Genomic DNA, 26,116 nt, shown 5'->3' with positions numbered 1-26,116 from the left:
CGTGTAGGCGGACAGCACCGACAGGAAGAAGGAGGGGAGCCTCGTGGTCGAGGAAACCCCCTGGCAGCAGGCCCTCCGCTACGGCAACCGCGCCAACCCGTACCCCTTCTACGAGGAACTCCGCAAGACACCGGTGGCGCGGCAGCCGGATGGCACCTATGTCGTCAGCACCTACCGGGAGATCGTCGCGCTGCTGCACGACCCCCGGGTCAGTTCGGACCCACGAAAGTGCCCCGCCCCGGCCGCGGCTCAGGCAGAGAGCTCCGCGGAGCCGATCAGGCAAGTGCTGAACGAGCCGAACATCATTACGTGCGATCCACCCGAGCACGATCGGGATCGACGGACGATGATGCCGCACTTCGTCGGCCCGCCTCCTTCACCTCACTTGATCTCCGACCTGGAGCCCGAGATCCGCCGCATCGTCGATGGACTCCTCGACGACATGAAGGGCAAGAAGCGGATCGACGCCGTCGACGACTTCGCCTACCCCCTGCCGGTGACGGTGATCTGCAAGGTCTTGGGCGTGCCGCTGGAGGACGAGCCACGCTTCCACCAGTGGATCGAGACCGCCCTGGACGCTTTGGACTTCGGCCCCGAGGCCACCTCCGAAGAGATCCGAAGCCGCCAGGCCGGGGGCCGACAGGCCGTGCGGGACTTCGGGCAGTTCGCAGCCGAGCTGCTCGACCGGTACGCCCGGCAGCCCGGCCCGGGCATGCTCTCGGCGATGGTGAACGAGGACGGCCCGGAGGGACGGATGTCCAAGGGCGTGCTCGTGAGCAACGCCCTGCTCCTGATATTCGCGGGACACGAAACCACGGTCAATCTCATCGCCCACAGCGTCCTCACCCTGCTGCGCCACCCCGACGCGTTCGAGAAGCTGCGGCGCCGGCCCGAGCTGATCGTGCCCGGGGTGGAGGAACTGCTGCGCTTCGAGTCGTCGGTGCAGTTCTGGCACACCCGCTCCGCCCTGGAAGACATCGACATCGCCGGCACCACCATCCCCAAGGGGGCGCCGATCTTCCTCGCGTACGGCTCGGCGAACCGCGACCCGCACCGTTTCACCGACCCCGACGAACTCGACCTCGAACGCCCCAACAACCAGCACCTCGGATTCAGCCAGGGCATCCACTTCTGCTTCGGCGCTCCTCTCGCCCGGCTCGAGGTCCAGATCGCGGTCGGCGAGTTCATCCGCCGGGTGCAGAACCCCCGGCTCGTCGAGGACCCGCCGCCGTACCGGCACAACCAGATCTTCCGCGGCCCGCGCCACGTCCTGGTCGACATCGACGGCATCCACGACTGACCCAGTGCGTGTAAAGGATCGCTATGCAGGCTTTTCAACTCGTCGGTTGGCGGCAGCCGCCCGAGCTGCGAGAGGTGCCGGTGCCCGAGCCCGGGCCTGGGCAGGTCCTGGTGAAGGTGGGGGGTGCCGGTGCATGCCATTCCGATCTGCACATCATGCAGGCCCCCGCACCGCTACCCGGCTTCACACATCTGCCCTTCACGCTCGGCCATGAGAACGCGGGATGGGTGCAACGACTGGGGCCCGGTGTTACCAGGTTCGCGCCGGGAGACCCTGTGATCGTCTACGGCTCCTGGGGCTGCGGGGTGTGCGCCAACTGTCGTCAGGGCCGGGAGAACTACTGCCAGAACCTCCGTGGTCAGGGCCCGGGCCTGGGAGGGGGGCGCGACGGCGGAATGGCCGAGTACCTGCTGGTCCCGGCGGCGCGACACCTCATTGCGCTGGGCACCCTTGACCCCCGCCAGGCCGCCCCGCTCAGCGACGCCGGACTGACCAGCTATCACGCCGTCAAACGCTCGCTGCACCTGCTGGGACCGGGCTCGACCGCCGTCGTGATCGGGGCCGGCGGCCTGGGCCAGATGACCATCCAGATCCTGCGCGCGCTCAGCGCGGCGACCACCGTTGTTGCCGTGGACACAGACGCCGACAAGCTGGAAACCGCCAAGCGCATGGGCGCCCACGAAGCACTGCTCTCGGGCGACGAGACGATCGCGCGCATCAAGGACATCACGGCGCAACAGGGCGCTCAGCTCGTGCTGGACATGGTCGGCATAGACCCGACGCTGCGGATGGCCGCACAGGTGGCCAGGACGCTCGGCCACCTGACCATCGTCGGCCTCGGCGGCGGAGCCCTGCCCGTCAACTTCTCCAGCCCGCCGCACGAGTGCTCGGTAGCCTCGCCCTACTGGGGCTCGCTCACCGAACTCATGGAAGTGATCACCCTCGCCCAGCAGGACAAGATCAAAATGCTGGTCGAGCACTTCCCCTTGCAACGCGCCGGCGAGGCCTACCAGCTCCTGTACGACGGCAAGATCCAAGGACGCGCCGTCATCACCCCCGACGCATGAGTACCGACGTGTCAACCCGAACGGGACAGCAGGACATGCGCCACAAAGCCCGCCCTCTCCGCCGAGCAACATGAGGCCGAACGGGTGACGATGGAAATAGACCGATGTGACGACGCTGCTCCGAGAAGGAGGCAGGTGCCATGACAGCTCCTTCACACTCCTCCGGGCCCGTTTCTCCGCGCGGCACCGAGCCGCAAGAGGGCCCCCTGACCGAAGGCATGGCAGCCCTGGCGAACATGGGCTGGCAGATCCTGCTCACCCTGGGCCTCGCCACCATCGCCCTGGGCGTCATCGCGCTGGTCTGGCCCGGTGCGACGCTTCGCGTGATCGGCGTGCTCTTCGGCGTCTACCTGCTTGCCACCGGTGTCTTCCAACTCGCCGCCGCCTTCGGCACCCACGTCCCCCGGCATCTTCGCGTACTGCACTTCATCACCGGCGCGGCCTCCATCCTGCTCGGACTGATCTGCTTCAGGGGCCCCCTTGAGTCGATCTTCCTGCTCGCCCTGTGGATCGGCTTCAGCTGGCTCCTGCGGGGCACCCTGGAGACGATTGCCGCAGCCTCCGACCAGACCATGCCGGCGCGCGGCTGGCACGTGGCCTTCGGCATCATCGGCACTATGGCCGGCATCGTGATGATCATCATGCCGTTTGCATCCATCGCGACACTCACACTGGTGGTGGGCGTCATGGCCATAGTTCTCGGCCTGACCGAGGTGGTCCGCGCCATCAGGACACGCGTCGAGATCGGCCATCTCGCTCCCGGCACAGCCACCCAGCGGCGCCCTCTGTTCCACGCGCGTGCGCACCCCCAGCACTGATCGGCCGGCGGGGGCGTTCTCGAGTATCGGCCCATCAGGGCCGTACTCACGCTCCACCCGAGTCAGAGGAGTGCAGAAGCGTCGAACTCCTCCCGGTCCCGGCCACGAAAAGCATGCATAGCGCATGAACGGCTCAAGTGGACGGACAGGCTCGGCGAGCATGCGTTTGTTGGGCCTGCCTTGCGAGGGCGGATCACCGACTGCGTCGGCCGTAGAAGCGCGACCGGCCGGAAAATTGCGGATTCGTACGGCGGACGGATGCAGGATTCCGGCGGATCACGCAGATGGGGTCCGAGGAACGGGCGCGCGGGAAGACACGGTCGCGCCCGTCGGGTGTGGACCCTCCACCGGCGGAGGGCGGAGGGCTTGCCGGTGCGGCAGGCGGGTGACGGTGCTGAACCGTGCTGCACGGCGGCGCAGATGCCGGTGGCCGGGAGCAGGTTCGGGGCGAGCCGGTGGACGCGCGGTCCGGTAGAAGATCCGTTTGCCGAGCTCGACGAGGAGCAGGTAGACGATGACCATGACGGCCACGGCGGCGAAGAAGGCGGTCGGCAGTTGTTGGAAGCCCAGGACGTGGGCCAGGGGAGTGGCCGGCAGGACGGCGCCGAGGGCGACGACTCCCAGCGCGGTCAGTGTCAGAGGCAGACTGGGGCGACTGCGCCAGAACGGTATGCGGCGGGTACGGATGGCGAAGATCACCAGAGTCTGCGTGGCGAGGGACTCCACGAACCAGCCGGTGTGGAACTGGGCGGCGTCGGCGTGGAAGACGCCCAGCATCACGGCGAAGGTGACGAAGTCGAACAGGGAGCTGATCGGCCCGAAGCAGATCATGAAGCGCCGGATGAAGGCGATGTCCCAGTGCGCGGGGCGGCGTACCTGCTCCTCGTCGACCTCGTCGGTGGGGATGGCGAGCTGGCTGGTGTCGTAGAGAAGGTTGTTGAGCAGGATCTGGGAGGGCAGCATCGGCAGGAAGGGCAGGAACAGTGAGGCTCCGGCCGCACTGAACATGTTGCCGAAGTTGCTGGACGTGCCCATCAGGACGTACTTGATGGTGTTGGCGAAGATGCGTCGCCCCTCGGCGACCCCGTCGGCCAGAACATCGAGGTCCTTCTCCAGCAGGATCGCGTCGGCGGCGTCCTTGGCCACGTCGGTGGCCGAGTCCACCGAGATGCCGACGTCGGCGGCGTGCAGCGCGAGGGCGTCGTTGACGCCGTCGCCGAGGAAGGCGACGTCTCCGCCGGTCTTCCGCTGGATGCGCACGATGCGAGCCTTGTGCTCGGGGCTGACCCGGGCGAAGACGGTTGTGTCGTGGATAGCTGTGGCGAGTTGCTCGTCGTCCATGGCGTCCAGGTCGGTCCCGGTCAGCACGGCGGCGTCGGTCAGCCCCAGGTCGCGGCAGACCTTGGCGGCGACCGTGGGGTTGTCCCCGGTTACGATCTTCACCGTGACGCCGAGCGCGTCCAGCCGTCCCAGCGCCTCGGCCGCGTCGGGTTTGGGCGGGTCGAGGAAGACCAGCAGACCGGCCAGACGGAGGTCCCGCTCGTCGGCCTTACTGAGTGCGGTGGCCGGGTGAGCGGGCCGGGTCGCCACCGCGACGACTCGGTTCCCGGCGGCGAACTCCGCGTCCAGCGCCTCGCGGATCGGCCGGGGGACCTCTGCGCAGCGTTCCAGTACCGTCTCCGGAGCGCCCTTGGTGATGAGCAGGGTGTCACCGGCGGGATCGGTGACGGTGACGGAGACCATCCGCCGCTCATGGTCGAAGGGCAGGACGCCGGCCAGCTTCCAGCCGCTGAGCAGCGGGCGCTGGGCGGTGGCGGCCGGTGAGTCCCACAGGGCGTCGTCGAGCGGGTTCCCGCCTACCGGCCGGCCTTGGCCGTCAACGTCCGATTCGGTGCACAGCAGTCCCCGGCGCAGCACTTCCTCCGCCGACGTGCCGGGGACGGGTACGGCCCGCATGAAGTCGATGCGGCCCTGGGTGAGGGTTCCGGTCTTGTCGGTGAACAGCACATCGACGTCGCCGAGGTCCTCGATGCACACCAGCCGCTTGACCAGCACCTTGCGCTGGCTCATGCGCCGGGAGCCGGCGGCGAGGCTGGTGGAGACGACCGCGGGCAGCAGTTGCGGGGTGATGCCGACCGCGATGGCAAGGGAGAACAGCAGTGCGTCGATCAGCGGCTTGTGCAGTGCGACGTTGATGATGAAGATCGACGTGGTCAGTGCCCCGGCGACGTAGACCAGGAGCATGGAGAAGCGGCGCAGCCCCACCTGGAACTCGGTCTCCAACTGGTGTCCGCTCAGGCCGGCGGCGATCTTCCCGAACTCGGCTTCGGCACCGGTGGCGACCACGACACCGCGGCCGGTTCCGGAGTGCACCACCGTGCCCATCAGGGCGCAGCCGGACAGGTCCGCCAGCGCCGTTCCGGCTGGCACGGCAGCGGTGTCCTTCGCGACCGGCAACGACTCGCCGGTCAGCACCGACTCGCTGCACTCGAGCCCGGCTGCCTGAAGCAGCCGTAGGTCCGCGGGCACGATGTCGCCGAGCCGCAGCTCGACCACGTCACCCGGGACCAGAGCGGTGACCGCCACCTCCTGCGGTCGCCCGTCGCGCAGTACGACCGCGCGGTGCTGGATCTTCGCGTGCAGCGACTGGGCGGTCTTCTCAGCCCGGAACTCGTTGACGAAACCCAGGCCGACGGAGAGCGCGACGATCACCGCGATGATCACGGCGTCGCTGCGCTCCCCGACGAAGTACGACACGACGGCCGCGGCCAGCAGCAGGCCGAGCAGCGGGGACCGCAGCTGATGCCACAGCACCAACCACGCCCGAGCTCGGTGGGAGTGGACGGCGTTCGGGCCCCAGCGCTTCAGCCGTCTTGCCGCCTCCTCCGACGACAGGCAGCCTTCCGGCACCTGGAGATCACGGAGCACCTACGCGGTGGGCAGGGCGGCCGCCGAGACGGCGCGCCCCCTGGCCACCGGCCTCGGCCCGACAGCGGTCACCATCAGCGTCCACCGCCCGGGCGGTGGGCGCTCCACACAGGCGAACACGTCCGCGCACAGCCGGACGAACGTCCGGCAGCGCTGAGCGGACGGGGGGACGGGCCCGCACACAGATCACCTGACAGCGGCCTCACCATCTCACCTTCCACCTTTAGCCGCCACGCCCCAATGGGCCTTCGGGCCCTGTCTCCGCTGCCCACTGTGCGACCTGCTTCGGTCAAGCGGTGTGACGGCCATGAAACCGCCCGACAAGTGAAGCAGCCCGCTGGGCGACGGACCATCCCGGCGGTCGCCATCCGGTGGGCGCGATGCCCGGCCGATGGCGGGGAACCCATACCCGAAGCGTCCGGGGACTGATCCGGCACCGCACGGGAGTGCGCAGGGTGACGGCTTCGCCGTCCAGCCCGACGGGGACGACCGGGGGATCGGCGTGGATGACGACGTCGTCGGGTGTCGCCAGACGGGTCAGTCCGTGCATCTGCCCGCTTCGCAGCCTGGCGGCCGTTTCGGCGGGGGTCTCCGCCCTGGCGGCCAGTACTCCCAGGAGCCCGGAGTCGAGCTGCGCACGCCTGTCGAGCCCGGCCGGGTCGTCGATCTGGTAGGGGTTGTTGCTCACCAGTACGGCGTCCGGCCGGTCCACGGTGAGCAGCCCTGTGCGTACCACCAGCTCCGGACCCTGGTGGTGGGCCAGGAATTCCGGGAGGATCCGTACCATCGTGCCGATCTTGTCCTCCCGGTAGGCGGGGTCCTGCACCAGGGCGGCGTACGCTCCGAACGACACGTTGTTGACGAACGCCCGCTCGCCTGCGTACCCGAGATCCACGCGCAGCTCGACGCCGTCCCTGAGGGCCTCCAGCGCGGCCGAAGGGTCCTCACGGTCCAGACCGAGATCCATCGCGAAGTGGTTGCGGGTGCCCGCCGGAATGACCATGAACGGCAGGCCGCTCTCCGCGGCCACCTCGGCGACGAGCGCCTGCGTGCCGTCTCCCCCGGCGACCCCGAGCAGATCCGCACCGTCGTCCACGGCGCGTCGCGCGACAGTCGCCAGGTCCTGGGGCAGGGAATGATCGATCAGGAAAACCTGAGCTCCGAACGCACGGGCGCGTTGCGCGATCCGGAACCGGCTCGCCTTCCCTCCCCCTGAATGCGGGTTCACGATCAGATAGGGCCGTCGTGCGCCGGTCGCCGGTCGCGACGCGTTCTCAGTCACGGCATGTACCGGCAAGCCGCATGCATCAGCCCGGCGCACATCACAGGCGACAGCAGGGCTGCCCCGATCACACCCTCGGCTGGCGGCGCCGTCCCCCACCGGGTCGACGCTCCGGCGATCCCACGTGTGGCCACCGCCACCACGACACTTCCTTCGACAGTTGCGGCCTACGGCACCAGCTTGCAGCGTGGCCTGAGCATTCGCACCTGGGACGTGCCTGGTCGACCCGCCACCCCCGTTAAGTCCACCGTGCACGGACCGATCCCCGGGACACCAGGTGGGCGTATTCCTTCCCCCGACCTTCGCCGGCACTGCGGTGAAGGCGCACGCTTTGGTGAAGGTCCCCAGCTCTCTCGCCGCCTACGCGCGCGGGCTGTACGGGTTCCTGCGCGAACTCGACCAGCAGGGATGCGACCTCATCATCGCCTCCCTGCCGACGGAGGAGGGACTAGGACTGGCGATCGTCAACCGGCTTCGCCGCGCCGCGGGGCCACGGTCTACCGCGTGACCGGCGCCGGGCGCCGTGCTCTCACTGCTCTTGGAGACGGGGCGGGGCGGGTTGGGGACGGGTTCGGCTGAGCGGCCACCGTTCTGGCAGGCCAGGCACAGCTCGTGCCGCCCGTCGTCGGTGACGACCGTTCCTCATCCCCGGCACACCTCGCAGCCCGCGGCCCGCGCCAGATCAGGGCGGGGGACGGTGCTGGGCGCGCGCCTCATCCACGTACATAGGCGTGTCCTGCGGCCGCGGCACATCGCGCTGAGCAGCCACGGCCGGGGCGGTCAGGACGCGGCGGGGACTGTGGCGTCGAGGCCGCGGGCGGCGACGAGCTGTGCGCTGCCGTCGGCTAGGCGGTAGTGCAGGCCCACCACGGCGGCCTGCCCGGCGGTGACCTTGTCGGCGAGGACTCGGGAGCGGTCCAAGAGCAGGTCGGCGGTGTGCCTTATGTGCTCGGCCAGGATCTGATCGGGCTCGACCTTTCCGGCGGCCCGCGCGGCCAGCACGCTGGGCGTCACCCGCTCGACGACGTCCCGGACGTATCCGGCCGGTGTCATGCCGTCCTCCAGCGCGGCGCACGCCGCGCCGACCGCGCCGCACGAGTCGTGACCGAGGACCACGACCAGCGGGCAGCCCAGCACGTCTACGCCGAACTCGATGCTGCCCAGCACCTCCGGGCCCATGACGTGGCCGGCGGTGCGCACCACGAACAGGTCGCCCAGGCCGCGGTCGAAGATGATCTCGGCGGCCAGCCGGGAGTCGGAACATCCGAACAGCACGGCGAAGGGCTGCTGGGACGGTGCAATCTCGGCGCGGCGGGTAGCGTCCTGGTTCGGGTGCTCGGGGGAGCCCGCGACGAAGCGCTGGTTACCGGCCAGCAGCAGCTCGAAGGCGTCACGGGGCGTCGGAGTCTTGATCTCTGCCATGGCCGAAGCCTACGAGTCGGATCACTCGTTGGCAGTGCGTGGATGCTCACAACGCTGGTGCGGAGCCTTTTGCGGCTTCGCTGGGGCGTACCGGCTGCCGCCCGAGTCGGATAGTCCCAACAACGCCGACGTGCATGAACGCACGGCGAAGCGGCCGGCGTCGTGGAGCAGACGCCCGGTGATAGCCGCCATCACGGTGGCCACCGTGATCCTCGCGGTGGTGTCCGCCGTGGTAGGTGACCTGCCCAGGTGAGCGTCCATGGGCTGTTTGGAGAACTGGTAGTGCGGAGCCGGCGCGCCGCAGCCAGCCGGTCACAGTCGTCCGCGCCGTGCCCGGACATCCTGACAGCGCCTCCCGGCAGCAGATCCCTCTCGGCGCCGACAGCTGTACCGGTCAAAGCACCGGCTCAGTCGGAGGCGGCGGAGGTGGTGTCGGTGAGGGCGTCGAGTCGGGAGGCGAGGTCGGGGCGGAGGTGTGTCAGGTAGGGGCGAGTGGCGTTCAGGGGGCGGACGAGGGCGGCGGGATCGTCTTGGGCGAGGGCCGCGTCGAGCTGGCTGACGGGGCCGCGGGCGGCGGCGGGGAGTTGGGTGAGGGCGGTGATCTGGCCGGCGATGCGGCGCAGGTCGGCGGCGTTGCGGCGGGCCCAGGCGGTGAGGGCGCGGTCGGCGGCGCGGCGTTCGCGGGTCGCCTGGACACGTTGTTCGCCGGTGGCGCCGGCGGGACCGGGCCGGCCTCGCAGGTAGCGGCGTTCGGCGGCCTGGCGGCTGGCGACGCCGAGCGGGTGGGCGAGGTCGGCCCAGCTGGCGCCCGCGGCGCGGGCTGTTTCGATCAGGCCGTTCTCCCAGCCGGCGAGCTGCTCGCGAACCTGCCGCAGCAGCAGCAGCGAGGCCAGGGCCTGCTCCGGCTCAGGGCCGGTATCAGGGGCGTCGGAGGTCGCTTGCCGGGCAGCCTCCAGAGCGTCGTCTATGGCGTGCAAGGCCGCGGCGGCGGCGAGGAACGAGGTCGGGCTGCGACCGTCGGTGCTGGAAGAGGCCGGGTGGTCGGCTGCTGCCATGGGCACCTCCTTCAAGCGTGTCGTCCGTTCGATGACACCATGTTTGTCATCCATTGGATGACATGTTACAACGGTTTCAGTGAAGCGCATTGGCAGCAACTGCCCGAACCTTCTGGAGGTGTTTCACGATGTTGATGCGCACCGACCCCTTCCGTGAACTCGACCGGCTGGCTCAGCAGATGATGGGTCCGGGCACCTGGTCGCGGCCGTCCGCGATGGCGATGGACGCCTACCGCGAGGGTGACGAGTACGTGGTGGCCTTCGACCTGCCGGGCGTCAGCCCCGAGGCGATCGACATCGACGTCGAGCGGAACATGCTGACCGTCAAGGCCGAGCGCCGACCCGTGGCGAAGGGCGACGACGTGCAGATGGAACTCTCCGAGCGGCCCCTGGGCGTCTTCTCCCGCCAGATCGTGCTCGCCGACACCCTCGACACCGAGCACATCACGGCCGACTACGACGCCGGGGTGCTCACCCTGCGCATCCCGATCGCCGAGCGTGCCAAGCCGCGCAAGATCTCCATCGGCGTCGGATCCGGCCGCAAGGAGATCTCCGGCTGAATCGGCAGGCGAGAGGAGCCGATCAGCAGCGCAGGGCGGGCATCTCCCCCTCACCCGCCCTCCGCACCCACCGGAGCACAGAAGCCGAAGAAGGGCGGCGGCCGACGTGACCCTGCGAATCGAAGCGTTCCTCGACCAAGTCAAGGAACGCGGCGAGTACGAAAACGAGCAGGAAGCAGAACGCGCAGCCCGCGTGGTCCTCGCCCTGCTCGGCGCACACCTGGTCGGCGAGGTACGCGCCCAGCTGGCGGCGCGCCTGCCGGAGGCCTTCGCCCTGATCCTGCTCAATCCGCTGCAAAGCGCCGAACCGCTGCCGCCGGAGCGGTTCGTGCGGGCGACGGCGGCCTGGATCGAGGGGGCCACCGAGCAGACCGCAGCCTGGGACGTCAGCGCCGTCCTCAGTACGGTCGCCGACGCTGCCGGGGACGACCTCCTCAAGCAGATCCTGCTTCAGCTCCCCGCAGGCTACGACCTGCTCTTCGGGCGCCCCCAGCCCACCTGACCATCCCACTCCCGGTGTCCGCGCAATCCGTGCGGACACCGGCACCCCAGCGAGAGAAAGGCAGCGGTGGAAGCCACCGCAAGGGACTCAACAGCTGAAACCGGAGCCGATCCCTTCGCAGGTCACTTCCAGGGCACAGGCAGATGCCCGGGGGCCTGCCGCACCCCGGCACCGATGTCTCGTTTGACGGGCCGCTGGTGACTACTGGCACAGGGTTAAGCTGGCACATACCCGGCGTACCTTCATGAAGCAGACGATCAGCTGGGAGACTGTGGGGTCGCCGACGCTGAGGCAGCAATCGCAGTCGACCGATGCGGGGCGGGTTTCGCCAGCTCTACGTTGAACTGAGCGCCGATCAAGAGGGCCAGGTTGGACAGCCACAGCCAGATGAGAAAGACCACCACGCCCGCCAGCGAACCGTACAGGCGGTGGTAGGTGCTCACGTGCGAGGCGTAGAGGGTGAAGCCGAGGGAGATGGTCAGCAGAAGCACGATCGCCAGCCCACCACCCGGCGCCGTTTTCCGCACCCGTCTCGAGGGGGCGGGACCTGACCGGTAGAGCACCAGGACGAGGGCAACCGCCACCGCAGCCAGAACGGGCCAGCGCAGCGCGTCCCACGCGGTCTGAGGCACGGTGCCCAGGTTGAAGGCCCGGCCCAGGCGCCTGGCCAGGCTCCCGCTCACCAACAGCGCGAGAGTCGTGGTGAGCAGCAGGCTGATCAGTACGATCGCAGTGATGATGATGCGCGGGGCGGTGCGCCATACCGGCCGGTGTGCGTTGGCGTGGTGGATCGCGTGCAGGGCCCTGCGGAAGACACTCAGATAGCTGCAGCCCGACCACAACGCCCCGACGGCGCCGAAGAAGACCAGCATCCATGCCGCGGACGACTGTTCGGCCATCTGCAGAAGAGCACCGCGCAGCAGCCCGCGGGAGGCGACCGGGACGACCCCCGTCACCCGGTCGATCACCTCAGGCGTCGTAGTGGGCATGGTCAGCCCCAGAACCGAGAGAATCACCAACAGGACGGGGAACAGGGCGAGGACGGCGTAGTAGGTCAGAGCGGCGGCCCAGTCGGTGACGTCATCGTTCCAGACCGCCACCGGTGTGCGGCACAGCGCCGCCCACCACTCTTGCTTACGGCCGTCAGTATCATCCATGATCGTCTACTCCCCACAGGAATGACTGGGCATCCTCACAACTGCCTCGCCGGTCCGCTGCCGCGCGCGACTCCGCTGTCGAACCGGGGGCAGCGCGGAAGCCGGGCCGCAGCTCGATGAGCCATGACCCGCCTTCGTCAGGAATGCAACTCAGTCCCTGAAGAGGTCCTTCGCCGCGTCCTTGGCTTTCTCGTCGGCCTGTTTGACGTCGCCTTCGACCTGGTCGACCTTGCCTTCTGCTTGCAAGCGTTCGTCGCCGACCGCCTTGCCGAGTGCTTCCTTTGCCTTGCCCTTCTTCTTGTCGCCGGTGTTGTCGGCCTTGTCCGCTGTGCTCATCGAAACCGTCCTCCTCAGCCTGCGCTCCTCGCGGTCCCAGCTCCTCTACCCGCGTCGCCTCATGCGATGTCCGCTCCGCGCCCGGACCACCGACGCTGCCTCCCCACCGACGACGCGCCGGTAACAGACGCACCACGGCTTCCACACCCCACCGTCAGGGCGCCTCGGGCAGTGGGCGGTAGACGGTCAGTGCGCTCGGCGCCTTGTCCAGCAGCAGTGCGGGCGGGGCCGGTGCGGTCTCACCGTCGTAGGCCACATGGGAGGCGCCGTCCAAGCCGGTGACGCGTAGGCGCTTGACGCGCCGCGCTGACAGCACGGGAGAGTGGCGCAGGGTGCCGGACAGGGCGGCGGCCACCAGGCGCAGTCGGGCCAGGTGTCCGGCCCGCACGACCCGTACGTCGAGCAGGCCGTCGGCCAGGTCGTGGCGGCGTACCGGTGCCAGGCCCAGGCCACGGTAGGTGCAGTTACCGGCGAACAACAGCCAGATCTGACGCCGCCGCCCGTCGAACTCGGCCTCCACCGGACGCGCGGTACCCAGCACGTGCAGCACCGCGAGAGCGCCCGCAGCCAAGCTACCCAGCCGCGGCGACCACTTCTCCCGCACTCTCACCAGGTCGGTGTAGGCGCCGATGCTGAAGGTGTTGACGAAGTAGGCCTCGCGGCCGTGCGGCCCCGGCCGGAACCGGGCCACGTCCACGCTCACCGCGTGTCCGCCGGTGACGGCCTCGGCCGCGTCCTCGACCGAGTGCAGGTCGAGGTCGTAGGCGAAGTGGTTCAGCGTCCCGCCGGGCAGGACCGCCAGCGGCAGCCGGTGCCGTACGGCCGCGGTGACGGCCGCGTTCACCGTGCCGTCGCCGCCGATCACCCCCAGTGCGGTGGCGCGTCCGGCGGCCTGGTCGAACAGCTCCTCCAGCGAAGCGTCCGGCCTCGCAGTGACGAACTCCGCCTCCGGCAGTGCGGCGCGTGCCTGCCGCAGCGCCTCGCCCCCGGTGCCTGCCGCGCTGTTGGCCACGACCACCAGTCCGCGCCCGGCGGGCAGAGCCGGTGCCTCGGCGCGCGGTCGGGCCTGCGGGCCCAGCTGCTCCCTGGTCGGGGCAATACCGCGCACGGCGTACGCCGCACCCACCCCGAGGGCCGCCCCCGCCAGTACGTCGCCGGGGTAGTGCACTCCGGTGTAGATGCGAGAGAAGGCCACCGACCAGGCCAGTGGGGCCAGGGCAACGCCCCAGCGGCGGGACTCCAGGCCGGCGCCGACGGCGAAGGCCGCGGCCGAGGCCGCATGACCGGAGGGAAACGAAGTGGTGAAGGGGAGACGGGCGAGGTGCCGCACCGCCGGTACACCGTCCAGCGGCGGACGGGGGCGCCGCGCCGACCGTTTGGCGAGGGTGTTCACGGTGGCCGAGGCCACGGCCAGTGACGCGACGGCGCGGACGGCGGCCCGTCGCCGAGGCCGCCCGCCTAGCGTGGCCATTCCGGCCGCGACACCGAACCACAGCAGCCCGTGGTCGGCGCTGCGGCTCAGCCGGGGCAGCACCTTCTCGGCGAGCGGCCAGTGGCGGGCGGCGACCTCCTCGAAGACGCGGCGGTCGGCACGGGCCAGCAGTGTCCGGAGCGGCCCGTGGAAGGAGTCGGCCCTGCCCCGCGCAGCGGGCGGCCGCGTGAGCAGGGTGAGCAGCGTGCGTGCGGTGTACTGAGGACGGGGCACCATGTGATCAACGTGCCCGCTGGGTACGGGGTGATGCCTTGGGCCGGCCAGGTCATTCCGGTCGGTCCTCTCGCCCGGCGGTGCCCGCAGCCGCTGACGTCACCCGATCAGCGCGAGTACGAGGCGCGTTCCGCTGGACGGTCAACACTGTAGAAGTCCGGGAAAGCAAGGTGCGGCGCACGAGCGAGGAGCAGGGACGGTACCGGTGGCGGACGAGGCGACCACGACGACGACCGGCGACGGGGCGACGACTCACGAGCCACTGACCTGTCTGGTGACCGGCGCGAGCGGCTACATCGGCGGTCGGCTCGTGCCCGAGCTGCTTCACGCCGGGTACCGGGTGCGCTGCCTGGCGCGCACACCGCGCAAGCTGCGCGACCATCCGTGGGCCGACCGGGTGGAGGTCGTCCGGGGCGACGTCCTCGACGCCGCGTCGGTGGCACGGGCGATGGGCGGCGTGGACGTGGCCTACTACCTGGTGCACGCCCTCGGCACCGGGCGCGACTTCGAACGGACCGACCGTGACGCGGCCCGCGTCTTCGGCGAGCAGGGCCGTCGGGCCCACGTCCGCCGCCTCGTCTACCTCGGCGGACTGACCCCGGAAGGGGTTCGGGAGTCGGATCTGTCTCCCCACCTGCGTTCCCGTGCCGAGGTGGGCAACATCCTGCTCGACTCAGGTGTGCCGACCGCCGTCCTGCGCGCCGCCGTCATCATCGGTTCCGGCTCGGCCAGTTTCGAGATGCTGCGCTACCTCACCGAGCGGCTGCCCGTGATGGTCACCCCGCGCTGGGTACACACCCGTCTCCAGCCCATCGCTGTGCGGGACGTCCTGCGCGTCCTGGTGGGCTGCTCCCGTCTGCCCGCCGACGTCAGCCGTGCCTTCGACATCGGCGGCCCGGAGGTGCTGACCTACCGGGAGATGATGCAGCGGTACGCCGCCGTCGCCGGACTGCCCCGGCGGCTCATCGTGCCCGTGCCCGTGCTGACACCCCGACTGTCAAGTCACTGGGTCGGCCTGGTGACCCCCGGTGCCCGCCTCGATCGCCCGCCCGCTCACGGAGTCCCTGCGCCACGAAGTGGTCTGCCGAGAGAGGGACATCGAGCGGTACCTGCCCAGTCCGCCCGGTCATCCGCTCGGCTTCGACCAAGCAGTCACCCTTGCGTTGCAGCGCGTCCGTGAAGCCCAGGTCGCCACACGCTGGTCCTCGGCTTCCGTGCCCGGCGCCCCCAGCGACCCGCTGCCGACCGACCCGGACTGGGCAGGCGGCAGCCTGTACGCCGACGTCCGAGAACGCGAGGCGGACGTAGCGCCGGAGGCACTGTGGCAGGTCATCGAAGGCATCGGCGGCGAGAACGGCTGGTACTCCCTCCCGCTGGCCTGGGCCGCGCGCGGCTGGGTCGACCGCCTCGTCGGCGGCGTCGGCCTGCGCCGGGGCCGGCGGGACGCCCGACGGCTGCGGGCCGGTGACTCGCTCGACTTCTGGCGAGTCGAGGAGATCGAACGCGGCGGGCTGCTGCGACTACGCGCCGAGATGCGGCTCCCCGGCCTGGCCTGGCTGGAGATGCGAGTGGACGGCAACGGCAGTGGCCCGGTCCGATACCGGCAGCGGGCGCTGTTCCACCCCCGCGGCCTGCTGGGCCATCTGTACTGGTGGAGTATCAAGCCCCTCCACGCGGTCGTCTTCGGAGGCATGTCCCGCAACATCGTCCGCGCCGCCGCCCGCGCCCAGCACGACCACACCACACACCACTGAGCCGGCCACGACACCTGTCGCGTCCGCGACGCCCTCAGCGACGTACTGCGGCGCAGCGAGGCCGGCATCCCCCTGCCGGACCATCGGACACCATCACAGCGGCCGGATGACCTGTCCGCCCGCTTCACCGCGCCCCACATCGACCCTGAGTGAGACGTCACCGCAACTACCCAGCCGGAAACGGCGGCATTCGGGTCGTCTCCGTGTTGCGGGCATCTGAGGTTCCCCCGAGATGCGGAGTGTGTTGACAGAGGGTCAGATGGGACTCATGAGAGGAACATCGACCATGGCCGCCCCCAGAAAGTACTCGCTGGAGTTGCGTGAGCGTGCGGTACGGATGTATCGCACGCCGATCCGAAGCCGCAGATCAAGAAGCTCGCCGTCAGGGCCCGCAGGCTGAGACGCTCAACTGCGGCCATCCGCCACCCCTGCTGATCCATGGAGAGCAGGTGACCGTCCTGAATTCCCGGCGACCCGCGCCTCCCCTGGGCCTGTGCGCCCTCTGCGTACGAAACGACCGCGCCGACCCGTTGAGCTTCGAAACAGGCGACATGCTGCTGCTGTACACCGACGGCGTGATCGAAGCCCGCTCACCGACCGGAGCCTTCTACCCGCTCGCCGAGCGGGTCGCCGCCTTCCCCGCCTCAAGCCCTGAGGCTCTCCTGCACCACCTTCACCGCGACCTGCTTGAGCACACCGGTGAGCAGCTCACCGACGACGCCGCCTTCCTGGTGATCGAACGCATCCCCTCGCGCCACCTGCACCGGCGGCACCTCATGTCCGATGCCGGCGGGTCTCTCCCGTCCACGACCGGGTGGCGGTCACCGTCCTCCCCGCCAGGTGACGCATGCACGGCGGCGCGAGCGTCAGCGAACCCGTCGTCCGGTCCGCTGAGCCCGCTCCGCGGATTCGTCAGCCGGCGAACCGCATTTCGTTGGTTAACCCGAACCGCGGGCACCTCGTCGGCGGCATACTTCACTTGAAGCGGCGGGGGCCGGAAACGGAGCGGAAGCCACCGCTCCAGTCCCGACCCTACTCAGCCCAGGTTCCACTCCTGGTTCGCCTGACTGTTACAGCTCCAGAGCTGGAGCTTGGTGCCGTTGCTGGTGCCGTTGTTGCTCACGTCGAGGCACAGGCCGGAGTACAGGTTGGTTATGGTCCCGTCCGGGTTGAGCCTCCACTGCTGGTTGACCTGGCCGGTGCAGGTCCAGATGCTGGCCGCCGTGCCGTTGGTGGTGCCCCACCCGGCGTCGTCCAGGCACATCTGGCTGCTGCCGTTGAACAGGGTGATCTGGTTGGCCGAGTTGTGTGTCCAGGTCTGGTTCGACTGGCCGTTGCAGTCCCAGATCTGCTGCTGGGTTCCCGGCGTGGTGCTCCAGTTGTTGTCGTCGATGCATTTGTTCGCGCCGACCGCGTGGATCGCGGCGGTGCCGATGCCGCTGTTGGTGGTGACGCCGGCTTGCGCGATGACTTCCTGCGCTCCTGCGGGCCAGTTGTAACCGCTGACCTGGACGTTGCCGGTCAGGACGTTGTTGTGCGGGGAGCCGGTGGCGACGACGGTGGCGCCAGCGTTATACCAGTTGTCGGCGAAGGTGTTGTCATCGGTGTTGTTGTTGGCGCTCGCGTTCGTGTTCGCCCAGACTCCGGTGTCCTGCAGGACGTTGTTCTGCAGCGTGATGTAGCGGGAGCCTTCGTCGAGGTAGAGTCCTACGGTGTTGTGGTTGTTGTAGACGTAGTTGTCGGCGATGAAGCCACCGGGGTTCGCGGACAGGTTGTAGATGCTGCCGCCGTCGTGGAAGACCTCCTTTGTGTCGTGCACCTTGTTGTAGGTCACGATGGTTTTGTTCAGTGTGGTCGGCGTGGTGTATATGGGCTGGTAGTTGTAGGTGCCTCGGTTGACGTAATCCTGGCTGCCTCCGCGGTCGTTGATGCCCCAGCCCCAGCCGACGTCGATGCCGTCGTAGCCGAGGTTCGAGACCTCGTTGTGTGTGATGACGGCGTGCGAAACGTACGTGGACAGGATGCCGGGCATGTCTTTGTAGTCCTGTGCAACGCCAGTCACGAGGTTGTTGCTGATGGTGATGTTCTGGTCGGTCATTGCGGAGTTGGACGGGTGGTGCGCGTTCGGCTGGACTCCGCCGACGACCACGCCCCCTCCGGAGTCGTTGGTGAAGGTGTTGCCGTTGACGGTGATGTTCGAGGCGCCGAGTCCGGTGCCGGAGTCGACGGCGTCGTTGTCCTGGCCGATGCCCAGGCCGACCTCGCCGAGGTCGGTGAAGGTGTCGCCGCTGAAGCTGATCCCGTTCGCGGCGGAGACCTGAACCGCCGCGGGGGCCTCGCCCCAGCTGTTACGGGTGGATTCGAAGGCCTGGCAGCCGGTGGCACACGAGGTCAGGAAGTCAGAAGGCTCGTTGGAGTAGGTCTGGTTGAGGAACGTGCCGGTCTGTTGGTCGGCGTAGCCGATGTCGCTGCTGGGGGCCAGCCAGGTGGTGTCTTCGAAGCTGATGCCCTGGAACGCGAGGTTTTGCACGGGGGTGCTGTAGCTGCCGCTGATGTCCAGGAGCGAGGTTGTCAGGGGCAGTTCGACGTCGTGGACGGAGGGGTTCCAGCCGGACGGCGCCTTGTAGTAGAGCTGGCCGGCCTGCGGGTCGAGGTACCACTGCCCGGCCGTGTTCAGGAATGCGTACGAGTTCTCCAGCTGGAGAGTCCCTCCGGCGAAGGGGTTCTCCATGGTGTCGTAGCCCCAGCCGTTGTTCTGCCAGGCCGGTTCCTGCATGGTGATGCTCGTGCCGCTGATGCTCTTCACCGGCGTGAAGCGGTCGGTGAAGGAGTTCTGGGCCTCGAGCTCGATCCGGTTCTGCTTTGGCAGGTTGGCGATCCAGTTCAGGTTCGAGTTCTGGATCGTCAGGCCGGCGCTGGTGAAGGCGACATCGCTGCGGGCGATGGTCATCGCGGCGCGCGGTGCCAGTGAGCCGTCGACGAAGAGCTGGCGCGAGTCGACTCCGACGGGGACGGACGCGGCGTAGATGTTGTTGGTCGAGTCGTGCAGGGTCCAGCCGGTCACCTGCTGGCCGCCGGAGATCACCGGGGACTGGCCCGGGGCGGCCTGCCATCTGACCGTGTGTCCGTTCGTGCCCGAGTCCGCGCTGGTGAGGTTCAGAGGTGAGGTCAGGCGGTAGGTTCCGCCGGCGAGCTGTACGACGATGTCGCCGCTCATGTGGCCGTCGATGGCTTCGACGGACGTCTTCGCCTGGGTCAGGGAGCAGGGCGTGGTCGAACTGCACGCCGTCCCGGAGCCGGTGGGGGAGACGAAGACGGTGGCGGAGACGGAGGCGTGGGCCGCCGTCGGTGTGACGAAGGCGGCGGAGACCAGGAGGCCTGTCGCTGCCGCGATCGTCGCGGTGAGGCGTCGGCCGACCCGTCCTTGGTAGGGGTGTGACGACATTGTCCGGTTCCCTTTCGCTGGCATTTCCTTGTGCGCCCTCTAGAGGGCGCTGTGGAGCACTGCCGGCCGGTCGCGGCGCGGCGGGGACTGGGCGACGCGGATGCGCCTGGATTTCACAGGCTCAGGGCTGTGTCGTTTCGTGCAGGTGCCAGATCTCGGGCGCCTCGGACCAGCGGCTGTCCTGGGGGGCGTCCGGCCAGGGCTCCTGGCAGGGGTCGGTGAAGGTCCACCAACGCTGCGTTTCGGGGTCGGCTTTGACGGAGGCGAGGTCGGCCTCGAAGTCGTCGCCGTGGTACTCGAAGTAGGCGAACAGGGTGTCGCCGTGCAGGAAGATGCTGTAGTTGCGGATCTGCGCGGCACGCAGGGCGGCCTCGACGGCCGGCCAGACGGCGCGGTGCAGGGCGAGGTACTCCTCCCGGCGTTCCGGGAGCAGCCGCGTGGTCTGAGCGATGCGCCTCATCGTGCTTCCTTTCGGGCCAGGTCGGCCGCCTGGAACCGGGAGGGAACGAGCCGGTAGCGACGCTCCGCGTTGCCGCGCAGCACCGCGTCGTTGGCGGTCCACGAGGAGAGGCCGAGCGCCTCGCGGACCAGGTCGAGCCAGGCGCGGTAGTCGGTGGCGAGCAGCATCACCGGCCAGTCGCTCCCGAACAGGCAGCGGTCGGGGCCGCACACGTCGAGCGCTTCGCGCAGGAGCGAGAGCGCGAACGCGGACGGGATGTCCGGTGCCAGTGGGGTGGCCAGGCCGGAGAGCTTGCAGACGACGTTCGGTTGTTGCGCAAGCCGTCGCCATGCCTGCGACCACTGGCTCCTGGCGGCCGGCTTCGGCTTGCCGAGGTGGTCGAGGACGATCGTGGTGTGCGGGCAGGTGACGGCCAGCTGCGCCAGCTCGGGCAGCCGGTGTTGGCTGACGCATGCGTCGAAGGGGAGGCCGGCCTCGCGATCAGCTGGATGCCCTCGCGGATGTGCGAGTCCTCGGTGAAGCCGGGTGCCTCGTCCTCGATGTTGCGGCGCACCCCGACGACGAACGGGTCCGCCGCGTACCGTCGGATCGTCGCGAGGGCTTCGGCGGGGCGTTCGAGCGGGACGTGGGCGACGGCGCTGCGGATCCAGGTGTGGTGTTCGGCCTGGCTGCGGACCCACTCGATCTCGTCCGTGGCCTGCCCATTTTCCCGGTCGGCCTCCACGAAGGTCACCTCGATTGGCGCGGGACGGATCGCCGCGAATTGGTCTGCGGTGAAAGGCCAGTTGAGATCGGGGGCCTCGACCAGCCACGGGTAGGCAAGGCAGCGCGGGTCCCAGAGGTGGACGTGGCGGTCGTGGACCGAGGGTGTGGCGCGACCGCTCACCGTGATCCGCCCTCGCACGGCCCGTCGGACGGCTCGTCGAACGGGGTGCGGTAGGACGCGGGACGGGTGCGCAGCTCTAGTTCGAGGGAAAGGCGCACCCGGGTCGAACGGGGGAGGTGCACGCGCAGCCAGGGCCCGTTCACGTCGTGGGCCTCGGAGGTCTCCTCGACCGGCTCCGAGTGTCCGTAGTCGTAGAGGTCGCCGATCCAGGAGTCGTCGCGGCTGCGAGTGTGGCGGACGTTGCGGATGGTGTGCTCCGCGAAGGCACCCGCCTGGACGATCAGCGTGTGGTCCGCGGTCGGGTCGAGATTCACCAGTTCCACGACAGTCGCCTGCGGGTCGATGCTGGAGACCAGGGCCGCGACCGAGGGCGGCAGGCCCGGCCGGCGGGAGTCGGCGTCGTAGTAGCGCACCCGCGCCTGCTGCAGTCCGCCGTTGTAGAGGACCTGCGGACCACCCCAGGTCAGCTGCACCAGCGCCTCGGTGACCACCGGGTTGGACAGCTGCCACAGGTGGATGTCGGCCTCGGCGACCTCCAGGCCGCGATAGCGCTCCATTCGCTGCATCCGGTGCCGCACCTGCGCCTGGGCGGCCGCGAGGATCCGCTCGGGATAGTCCGGGTCGTCGCCGGAGAGATAGGCGAACCAGGACTCCTCGTGGTGCGCCTCCTCCTTGCTGCGGAAAGGTCGCACCGTGCGCCAGTCGATGCCGCTGGCCTCGCGCAGCCGTTCGATCCGTGCGCGGTCGGCGTCTGCGGCGGTGTGGTGCCACAGCGCGACGGGCACCGGCAGGGTCATTGGGTTGTAGTCGAACCAGCCCTCGTCGCCACGTCGGAAGGGGACATGCAGGGTGGGCGTGTGCACGTCCTCGCGCAACTGCGCGACCCACTTGGACTGGAGGCTGGAGTCGGCCTCGGTAAAGGGCATCACCTTGCCGCGGGCGATCATCTCGTCGAGCGCGGGGCGGACCAGGTCGAGGTAGGAGTCGTCGCCGGTGGCCTCGGCTGCGGCCAGTGCGGCGACCGTGGCCGCGTGTCCGACGCTATGCCAGCCGTGTGGCCAGGACCATCCGTAATGGCCGCCGTAGGGGCGTCCTTCGTGCAGGCCACCGACGGTGCCGTCCGGGGCGACGTTGTCCGGCAGTACTCCGCCGGCGGCCGCCGCGCGCTCGCGCCACGCGCCGACGTACTCGGCGATCCAGTCCCGGTAGCGGGTGTCGCCCGACAGGATCAGCGCGTTGAGCACGAGTCCGCTGGCGGCGAGGTTGACCGCGGTGTCGCCCCGGCCCATGCGGCGGCGCATCTGCTCACCGAGGCGAGGGTCGCTCTCCAGAGGCGGGCTCTCTCCGTCGGCGAGAATCCAGTTGAGCGGGAAGCCGTACATCTGCGCTTCCTGCGGCAGCCAGGGATAGGCGTCGCCGTCGGACAGGCCTTCGCGCTCGGGATCGCTGCCGTTGTGCGGACGGGTGATGATGCGGTGCGCGGGGTCGTAGTTGCCGTGTGCCGGGTCGACGTAGAGCTCGGCGAACCGCAGTGCCCGCTCGGTCCAGCGCTTTGGGGCGGCCATGCACAGGAAGTAGAACAGCAGCAGGCTCTCGCTCTGGTGGAACCAGTCGTAGCCGCGCTCGTACTCGTCCTTGAGCATGCCCAGCTCGGTGAGCTGGCGGGTCACGCCTTCCCAGTGCCGCTCCGACTCGGCCAGCAGGTCGTCCGCGCCGCCGAGCAGATAGAGCTGCGGCCAGTTGAAGAAGGTCTCGTAGAAGTCGTCCACGCCGTCGCGCGTGGTCAGCTGCCCGTCGTAGTTCAGGCGTCCGTCCGGCCCGGTGAAATCGCGGGCGAAGCGCCGCCAGACCTGGTCGAGCAGGTCGAACAGCTGGCGCTGCGCCGTCGCCCAGCCCGGCGGTTCGAGGAGTGGCACCGAGGCCATGATGACGGGGTCCATGGGACGGTTCTCCGTTTCGGGCAGTGCGGCACCCGCACCCGGCGGCGATGCGGGCGGGCGTGGTGACGCGGTCGGGACGTGTCGTGGTGAGTTGGTCGCTCAGTCTTTGGTGGCGCCGGCGAGCATGCCCGCGACCAGGAAGCGCTGGGAGAAGAGAAAGACCACGAGCACGGGGGTGATGGCCAGCAGGGTGGCGAGGGCGAGCTCCGGCCGCTGGACGGCGAGCGATCCCACCGTCGGGTTGAACTGCGGCACGTCGTTCAGGAGAGTGCCGAGCCCCACCTGGACGGGGAACTGGTCGCTCTGCGGCAGTAGCACGTACGGCAGGAAGTAGTTGGTCCAGTTGGCGACGAAGCTGAAAAAGCCCACGAGCGCGACGACGGGTGTGGCCAGAGGCAGCGCGACCCGGCGAAAGGTGCCGAACTCCGAGCAGCCGTCGAGCCGTGCGGCCTCCAGCAGTGACCGGGGAATGGCCGTACTGAAGTAGATGTACGCCAGGTAGACCCCGAACGGGTAGAACGAGTAGGGCAGGATGACCGACCACATCGAGCCGATCAGGTGCACTGCGTTCATCTCCAGGAACAGCGGTACCACCAGCGTCGCGCTCGGCATCAGCATGACCACGAGCGTCGCCACCAGCAGCGTGTGCCGGCCGCGGAACTCGGTCAGGGCGAGGGCGTAGCCCGCCGGGATGGCGACCACCAGGGTGATGGCGAGCGCGAGGAACGTGTACAGCGCGGAATTGCGCAGCCACAGGAAGAACGTGTCGCCCTGATAGCCCGTCAGCGCGTTCCAGTTGGCCCGCAGGGCGTGGAAGGAGCCGAACGACAGCGGGTTGGAGTGCACGAGCTGCTCGTCGGTCTTCGTCGCGGCCAGCACTAGCCACAGCACCGGCAGGACGAAGAAGACCGCGAAGAGAAGCAGTACCAGGGTGGTGAGCGGGTTCTTCAGAGCGCGTCGCGCGGGGTTGTGGAAGTCAGTCCGCATCGAAGAACCCCGATCTGGCGACGAACACCGCGGCGACCCCGAGTCCGAGCAGGAGCAGTTCGACCGAGACGGCGGCAGCGGTGTTGACGTTGTTGTTCTGGAAGGCGAAGTCGTAGGAGAGCTGGTTGAGCGAGTAGTCCCGCCCCGCCACTCCGACGCTCGCCTGCGAGAGCAGTTGCGGCTCGACGAACAGCTGAGTGCCACCCGCGAAGGCGAGGATGACCATGTAGACGATCCACTTGCGCAGCATCGGGATCTGAATGCGCCGGGCGGTCTGCCACGGGCCGGCGCCGTCGATGCGCGCAGCTTCGAGGATGTCCGGCGCGATGTTGTTGAGAGCGCCGTACATCACCAAGATCCAGCCGCCCGCGCCGGTCCAGAACGCGATGAGGGTGAACAGGAGCGGCAGCCCGCCGGGGGCCACGACCTCGTCGAAGGTGGTCAGGCCCAGAGCGCGCAGCAGGAAGGCGACGGGGCTGACCGTCGGGTCCAGGATGAACAGCCACACCATGACGCTCGCCGCGCCGGCCAGGGCTCCGGGGAGGTAGTACACGAACCGCAGAGCCTTGCTGACGCCTCGGGACGCGAGCCGGTGCAGCAGCAGCGCGAGCCCGACGACCAAGATCACCAGGGAGACGAGCCAGAAGACGAGGTAGAGCGCCACGTGTTCGACGGCCGGCAGGAACCGGAAGTCGTCCGCCGCGCCGGTGAAGTTCGAGAACCCGGCGAAGGTGTCTCCGGCGGCGGTGAAGGCGAAGTAGATCGCGTAGACGGTAGGGACGACGCCGAACGCGATCAGCAATACCACGTACAGGGCGACGAAGCCGTGCCCGGCCCGGACGGGCCAGAGCGTGCGCCGCCCGGCGTGCTCCGACCCGACCCGGTTGTCTTCCGTCATGTTCACCGGCTGACCTTGTATCCGTCGGCCTGCGCGTAGTTGGATATCGCTGTCTGCCAGGCCGGCAGCAGCGAGACGATGCTCTTGCCCGCCGTCATGCCGGGGGTGATGGTCGCCGCCCAGATCGCCTCCTGGCTGTACTGCGGGTAGCCCCAGCCCGGCCAGATCTGGTCTGCGGCGCTCTGCAGGGTTGGGGAGACGTCGTTGGCGTAGTACCCGGACGTGCTCTGGGCCTTCAGCCAGGTCTTGGCCGCTGGCGCGTAGGCCGGGTATCCCGGGGCGAGTTTGCCCTGGTAGTCGTCGGAGGTCGTCACCCACTTCAGGAACGCGGTCGCGTCCTTGAGGTTCTTGCTGTGTGCGGACAGCAGCCAGGTACCGCCGCCGACGTTGCCGACCGACGGACTGGTGTCGCCGGCCCACTGCGGCATCGGCGCGGCCGCGATCCGGCCCTTGGGGGTCTTGAAGGTGCCCTGGAACAGCGCGCCGCCGAACCAGGAGGGGCCGGGCAGCATGAGGATCTTGTCCGGGTCGTTCTTGTCGAAGTCCGCGCTGAACACGCTGCTGGTGGACATGGTGTGGGCCTTGACGAGGGTGTCCAGCAGCGAGGCCATCTTGGTGCACTCGGCGCTGCTGGTGTTCACCGTGGCAGCCTTCGGCCCGGTGACCTGGTTGGCGCCGCACTTGCCCGCCCACATGTAGATCTCCGGCGTGAAGGTGTCACCGGCCGAGCCGACCAGGTACCCCGGGTGCTCGGTGGCGACCTTCTGACCCAGGGCCTGGTACTGCTCCCAGGTGGTCGGCACCTGGTAGCCCCACTTCTTCATCAGCGAAGCGTTGTACCACAGAGCCGTCTGTGACAGGTCGTTGCGCAGACAGTAGAGCGTTCCGCCGACGGTGCACGGCGCGTTGGCGCCCCTCGCCCAGTTGTCCAGGGTGGACTGAGGTATCAGGCCCTTGTTCAGCGGGGCGGTGAAGCCGGACTGGACCGCCCAGGTGCTCTCGTTGTTCTGGGAGCTGAAGACCACGTCTGGCCAGCCGCTGCCGGTGCGGTTGAACAGGCTCACCTTGGTCTGCAGGTAGTTCGAGCCGTTGGAGTCCCCGTCATAGGTGACGATGTCCATTTTCACCTGAGGGTTTTCCTTCTGATACAGCTGCGCTGCGGCCAAGCGGGTCGAGTCCACCCACACGGTCAAAGTGCCGCCGGTCTGGGCGGCGGGCGAGAAGCTGGACGGCCCACCCGCCGTGGCTCCGCCCGTACCCCCGCCACAAGCGGTCGCGGCGCCAAGGGCAAGAGTGACCACGGCGGTGGCGAGAGCGACGCGTACCCGGCCGCTCCTTGCTCTGCCGGCGTCGGCTCCTCGGGATGTGCGTGTCATGGAGGACTCCACTGCGTCGGGGTGCGGACGTATCCGACTGGACAGGCGGGCTGTGACAACCGAAATGTGTATGACTCAAATTGCGCCCGCTGCTTCCTGCTGTGGGGAGCGACTCGCACCGGCCGACAGGCCAGCGGGTCACCGTGATGTGACATCAGAGCCGGTAGCCGCCGGATGCGTCAAGAGGATGTGCGGGCCTATTTCCGTGGCGTTACGGCTGCGTCTCCTCGACTCCTGA

The 26,116-nt window shown here is 69.0% G+C and carries 20 protein-coding genes and 2 pseudogenes; 8 read left to right on the top strand and 14 right to left on the bottom strand.

The genetic code is table 11. The features are described from left to right. The first annotated feature begins 43 nt into the window (after nucleotides 1-43). The 3 genes from AC4OXY_RS00625 (at nucleotide 44) to AC4OXY_RS00615 (ending at nucleotide 3,185) form a co-directional block, all read left to right on the top strand. Nucleotides 44-1,300, top strand: a complete 1,257-nt coding sequence (locus AC4OXY_RS00625) for a cytochrome P450 (protein WP_491992827.1) — start codon at nucleotides 44-46, stop codon at nucleotides 1,298-1,300. Nucleotides 1,301-1,323: 23 nt separating this feature from the next. Then, a complete protein-coding gene (locus AC4OXY_RS00620; RefSeq protein ID WP_491992826.1) occupies nucleotides 1,324-2,367 on the top strand; it encodes an NAD(P)-dependent alcohol dehydrogenase in 1,044 nt (347 codons plus the stop codon). Between the two features lie 140 nt (nucleotides 2,368-2,507). Continuing rightward, nucleotides 2,508-3,185: an HdeD family acid-resistance protein gene (locus AC4OXY_RS00615; protein ID WP_491992825.1), complete on the top strand. Its 678-nt coding sequence runs from the start codon at nucleotides 2,508-2,510 to the stop codon at nucleotides 3,183-3,185. A 276-nt stretch (nucleotides 3,186-3,461) separates the two neighbouring features. Here the strand turns inward: AC4OXY_RS00615 and mgtA are convergent, their stop codons facing one another. Further along, complete coding sequence (gene mgtA / locus AC4OXY_RS00610) at nucleotides 3,462-6,095, bottom strand: magnesium-translocating P-type ATPase (RefSeq protein WP_491992824.1); 2,634 nt, start codon at nucleotides 6,093-6,095, stop codon at nucleotides 3,462-3,464. A gap of 307 nt (nucleotides 6,096-6,402) precedes the next feature. Beyond that, nucleotides 6,403-7,341: a diacylglycerol/lipid kinase family protein gene (locus AC4OXY_RS00605; RefSeq protein WP_356028841.1), complete on the bottom strand. Its 939-nt coding sequence runs from the start codon at nucleotides 7,339-7,341 to the stop codon at nucleotides 6,403-6,405. A 322-nt stretch (nucleotides 7,342-7,663) separates the two neighbouring features. Between AC4OXY_RS00605 and AC4OXY_RS00600 the strand changes: the two are divergent. Next, nucleotides 7,664-7,903 (top strand): annotated as a pseudogene (locus tag AC4OXY_RS00600) (Sua5 family C-terminal domain-containing protein); the annotation flags it as partial. Nucleotides 7,904-8,175: 272 nt separating this feature from the next. Here AC4OXY_RS00600 and AC4OXY_RS00595 read toward each other — a convergent pair. Together AC4OXY_RS00595 and AC4OXY_RS00590 are read right to left on the bottom strand one after the other, a co-directional pair. Then, nucleotides 8,176-8,817, bottom strand: a complete 642-nt coding sequence (locus AC4OXY_RS00595) for a carbonic anhydrase (protein ID WP_376294010.1) — start codon at nucleotides 8,815-8,817, stop codon at nucleotides 8,176-8,178. Nucleotides 8,818-9,224: 407 nt separating this feature from the next. Further along, nucleotides 9,225-9,872: a type III effector protein gene (locus AC4OXY_RS00590; protein ID WP_362821060.1), complete on the bottom strand. Its 648-nt coding sequence runs from the start codon at nucleotides 9,870-9,872 to the stop codon at nucleotides 9,225-9,227. Nucleotides 9,873-10,000: 128 nt separating this feature from the next. On the opposite strand from AC4OXY_RS00590, the gene AC4OXY_RS00585 reads away from it, so the two are divergent. After that, a complete protein-coding gene (locus AC4OXY_RS00585) occupies nucleotides 10,001-10,432 on the top strand; it encodes an Hsp20/alpha crystallin family protein (RefSeq protein ID WP_071386621.1) in 432 nt (143 codons plus the stop codon). Between the two features lie 106 nt (nucleotides 10,433-10,538). Continuing rightward, nucleotides 10,539-10,934: a DUF2267 domain-containing protein gene (locus AC4OXY_RS00580; RefSeq protein ID WP_362821061.1), complete on the top strand. Its 396-nt coding sequence runs from the start codon at nucleotides 10,539-10,541 to the stop codon at nucleotides 10,932-10,934. Nucleotides 10,935-11,191: 257 nt separating this feature from the next. On the opposite strand, the gene AC4OXY_RS00575 is transcribed toward AC4OXY_RS00580, so the two are convergent. The 3 genes from AC4OXY_RS00575 to AC4OXY_RS00565 all read right to left on the bottom strand — a co-directional run bounded on the left by AC4OXY_RS00575 (nucleotide 11,192) and on the right by AC4OXY_RS00565 (nucleotide 14,135). Further along, entirely contained in the window at nucleotides 11,192-12,091 is a 900-nt protein-coding gene (locus tag AC4OXY_RS00575; protein ID WP_491992823.1) for a YihY/virulence factor BrkB family protein, read from the bottom strand. A 150-nt stretch (nucleotides 12,092-12,241) separates the two neighbouring features. Then, complete coding sequence (locus tag AC4OXY_RS00570; RefSeq protein ID WP_356028618.1) at nucleotides 12,242-12,427, bottom strand: CsbD family protein; 186 nt, start codon at nucleotides 12,425-12,427, stop codon at nucleotides 12,242-12,244. A 154-nt stretch (nucleotides 12,428-12,581) separates the two neighbouring features. Continuing rightward, nucleotides 12,582-14,135 (bottom strand): bifunctional phosphatase PAP2/diacylglycerol kinase family protein, encoded by a 1,554-nt coding sequence (locus tag AC4OXY_RS00565; protein ID WP_362821064.1) that lies wholly within the window; start codon nucleotides 14,133-14,135, stop codon nucleotides 12,582-12,584. Between the two features lie 259 nt (nucleotides 14,136-14,394). Here AC4OXY_RS00565 and AC4OXY_RS00560 point away from each other — a divergent pair. Together AC4OXY_RS00560 and AC4OXY_RS00555 are read left to right on the top strand one after the other, a co-directional pair. Next, nucleotides 14,395-15,886: pseudogene (locus AC4OXY_RS00560) on the top strand (SDR family oxidoreductase). Between the two features lie 320 nt (nucleotides 15,887-16,206). Then, nucleotides 16,207-16,869 carry a PP2C family protein-serine/threonine phosphatase gene (locus tag AC4OXY_RS00555; protein WP_491992822.1) on the top strand — a complete coding sequence of 221 codons (663 nt, stop codon included), beginning with the start codon at nucleotides 16,207-16,209 and terminating at the stop codon, nucleotides 16,867-16,869. 53 nt (nucleotides 16,870-16,922) lie between these two features. Here the strand turns inward: AC4OXY_RS00555 and AC4OXY_RS00550 are convergent, their stop codons facing one another. The 7 genes from AC4OXY_RS00550 to AC4OXY_RS00520 form a co-directional block, all read right to left on the bottom strand. Further along, entirely contained in the window at nucleotides 16,923-19,331 is a 2,409-nt protein-coding gene (locus AC4OXY_RS00550) for an RICIN domain-containing protein (protein ID WP_491992821.1), read from the bottom strand. 121 nt (nucleotides 19,332-19,452) lie between these two features. Next, on the bottom strand, nucleotides 19,453-19,791 hold the full coding sequence (locus AC4OXY_RS00545) for an L-rhamnose mutarotase (RefSeq protein ID WP_356028608.1): 339 nt from the start codon (nucleotides 19,789-19,791) through the stop codon (nucleotides 19,453-19,455). Next, a complete protein-coding gene (locus AC4OXY_RS00540) occupies nucleotides 19,788-20,471 on the bottom strand; it encodes an amidohydrolase family protein (protein WP_491992820.1) in 684 nt (227 codons plus the stop codon). The genes AC4OXY_RS00545 and AC4OXY_RS00540 overlap by 4 nt, the downstream gene beginning before the upstream one ends. Before the next feature lie 202 nt (nucleotides 20,472-20,673). Further along, the gene (locus AC4OXY_RS00535) at nucleotides 20,674-22,617 is read right to left on the bottom strand and encodes a DUF8034 domain-containing protein (RefSeq protein ID WP_356028603.1); all 1,944 of its coding nucleotides are present in this window, start codon (nucleotides 22,615-22,617) and stop codon (nucleotides 20,674-20,676) included. A 99-nt stretch (nucleotides 22,618-22,716) separates the two neighbouring features. Then, a complete protein-coding gene (locus tag AC4OXY_RS00530; protein ID WP_356028601.1) occupies nucleotides 22,717-23,604 on the bottom strand; it encodes a carbohydrate ABC transporter permease in 888 nt (295 codons plus the stop codon). Then, a complete protein-coding gene (locus tag AC4OXY_RS00525) occupies nucleotides 23,594-24,502 on the bottom strand; it encodes a carbohydrate ABC transporter permease (RefSeq protein ID WP_491994752.1) in 909 nt (302 codons plus the stop codon). Before AC4OXY_RS00525 ends, AC4OXY_RS00530 begins: the two co-directional genes overlap by 11 nt. A 2-nt stretch (nucleotides 24,503-24,504) precedes the next feature. Continuing rightward, nucleotides 24,505-25,878 carry an ABC transporter substrate-binding protein gene (locus AC4OXY_RS00520; RefSeq protein ID WP_491992819.1) on the bottom strand — a complete coding sequence of 458 codons (1,374 nt, stop codon included), beginning with the start codon at nucleotides 25,876-25,878 and terminating at the stop codon, nucleotides 24,505-24,507. Between the last annotated feature and the right edge of the window lie 238 nt (nucleotides 25,879-26,116).

The organism is Streptomyces sp. HUAS MG56 (assembly GCF_058673395.1).
Note: the sequence above shows the minus strand (reverse complement) of the source record. Positions and strands in the feature narration are given on the sequence as shown.

Bases quoted from the DNA above. Each gene is read 5' to 3' on its own strand.
- AC4OXY_RS00595 (WP_376294010.1), bottom strand. From the start codon at position 8,817: ATGGCAGAGATCAAGACTCCGACGCCCCGTGACGCCTTCGAGCTGCTG.
- AC4OXY_RS00590 (WP_362821060.1), bottom strand. From the start codon at position 9,872: ATGGCAGCAGCCGACCACCCGGCCTCTTCCAGCACCGACGGTCGCAGC.
- AC4OXY_RS00575 (WP_491992823.1), bottom strand. From the start codon at position 12,091: ATGGATGATACTGACGGCCGTAAGCAAGAGTGGTGGGCGGCGCTGTGC.
- AC4OXY_RS00530 (WP_356028601.1), bottom strand. From the start codon at position 23,604: ATGCGGACTGACTTCCACAACCCCGCGCGACGCGCTCTGAAGAACCCG.
- AC4OXY_RS00570 (WP_356028618.1), bottom strand. From the start codon at position 12,427: ATGAGCACAGCGGACAAGGCCGACAACACCGGCGACAAGAAGAAGGGC.
- AC4OXY_RS00525 (WP_491994752.1), bottom strand. From the start codon at position 24,502: ATGACGGAAGACAACCGGGTCGGGTCGGAGCACGCCGGGCGGCGCACG.
- AC4OXY_RS00585 (WP_071386621.1), top strand. From the start codon at position 10,001: ATGTTGATGCGCACCGACCCCTTCCGTGAACTCGACCGGCTGGCTCAG.
- AC4OXY_RS00550 (WP_491992821.1), bottom strand. From the start codon at position 19,331: ATGTCGTCACACCCCTACCAAGGACGGGTCGGCCGACGCCTCACCGCG.
- AC4OXY_RS00545 (WP_356028608.1), bottom strand. From the start codon at position 19,791: ATGAGGCGCATCGCTCAGACCACGCGGCTGCTCCCGGAACGCCGGGAG.
- AC4OXY_RS00565 (WP_362821064.1), bottom strand. From the start codon at position 14,135: ATGGTGCCCCGTCCTCAGTACACCGCACGCACGCTGCTCACCCTGCTC.
- AC4OXY_RS00535 (WP_356028603.1), bottom strand. From the start codon at position 22,617: ATGGACCCCGTCATCATGGCCTCGGTGCCACTCCTCGAACCGCCGGGC.
- AC4OXY_RS00620 (WP_491992826.1), top strand. From the start codon at position 1,324: ATGCAGGCTTTTCAACTCGTCGGTTGGCGGCAGCCGCCCGAGCTGCGA.
- AC4OXY_RS00520 (WP_491992819.1), bottom strand. From the start codon at position 25,878: ATGACACGCACATCCCGAGGAGCCGACGCCGGCAGAGCAAGGAGCGGC.
- AC4OXY_RS00615 (WP_491992825.1), top strand. From the start codon at position 2,508: ATGACAGCTCCTTCACACTCCTCCGGGCCCGTTTCTCCGCGCGGCACC.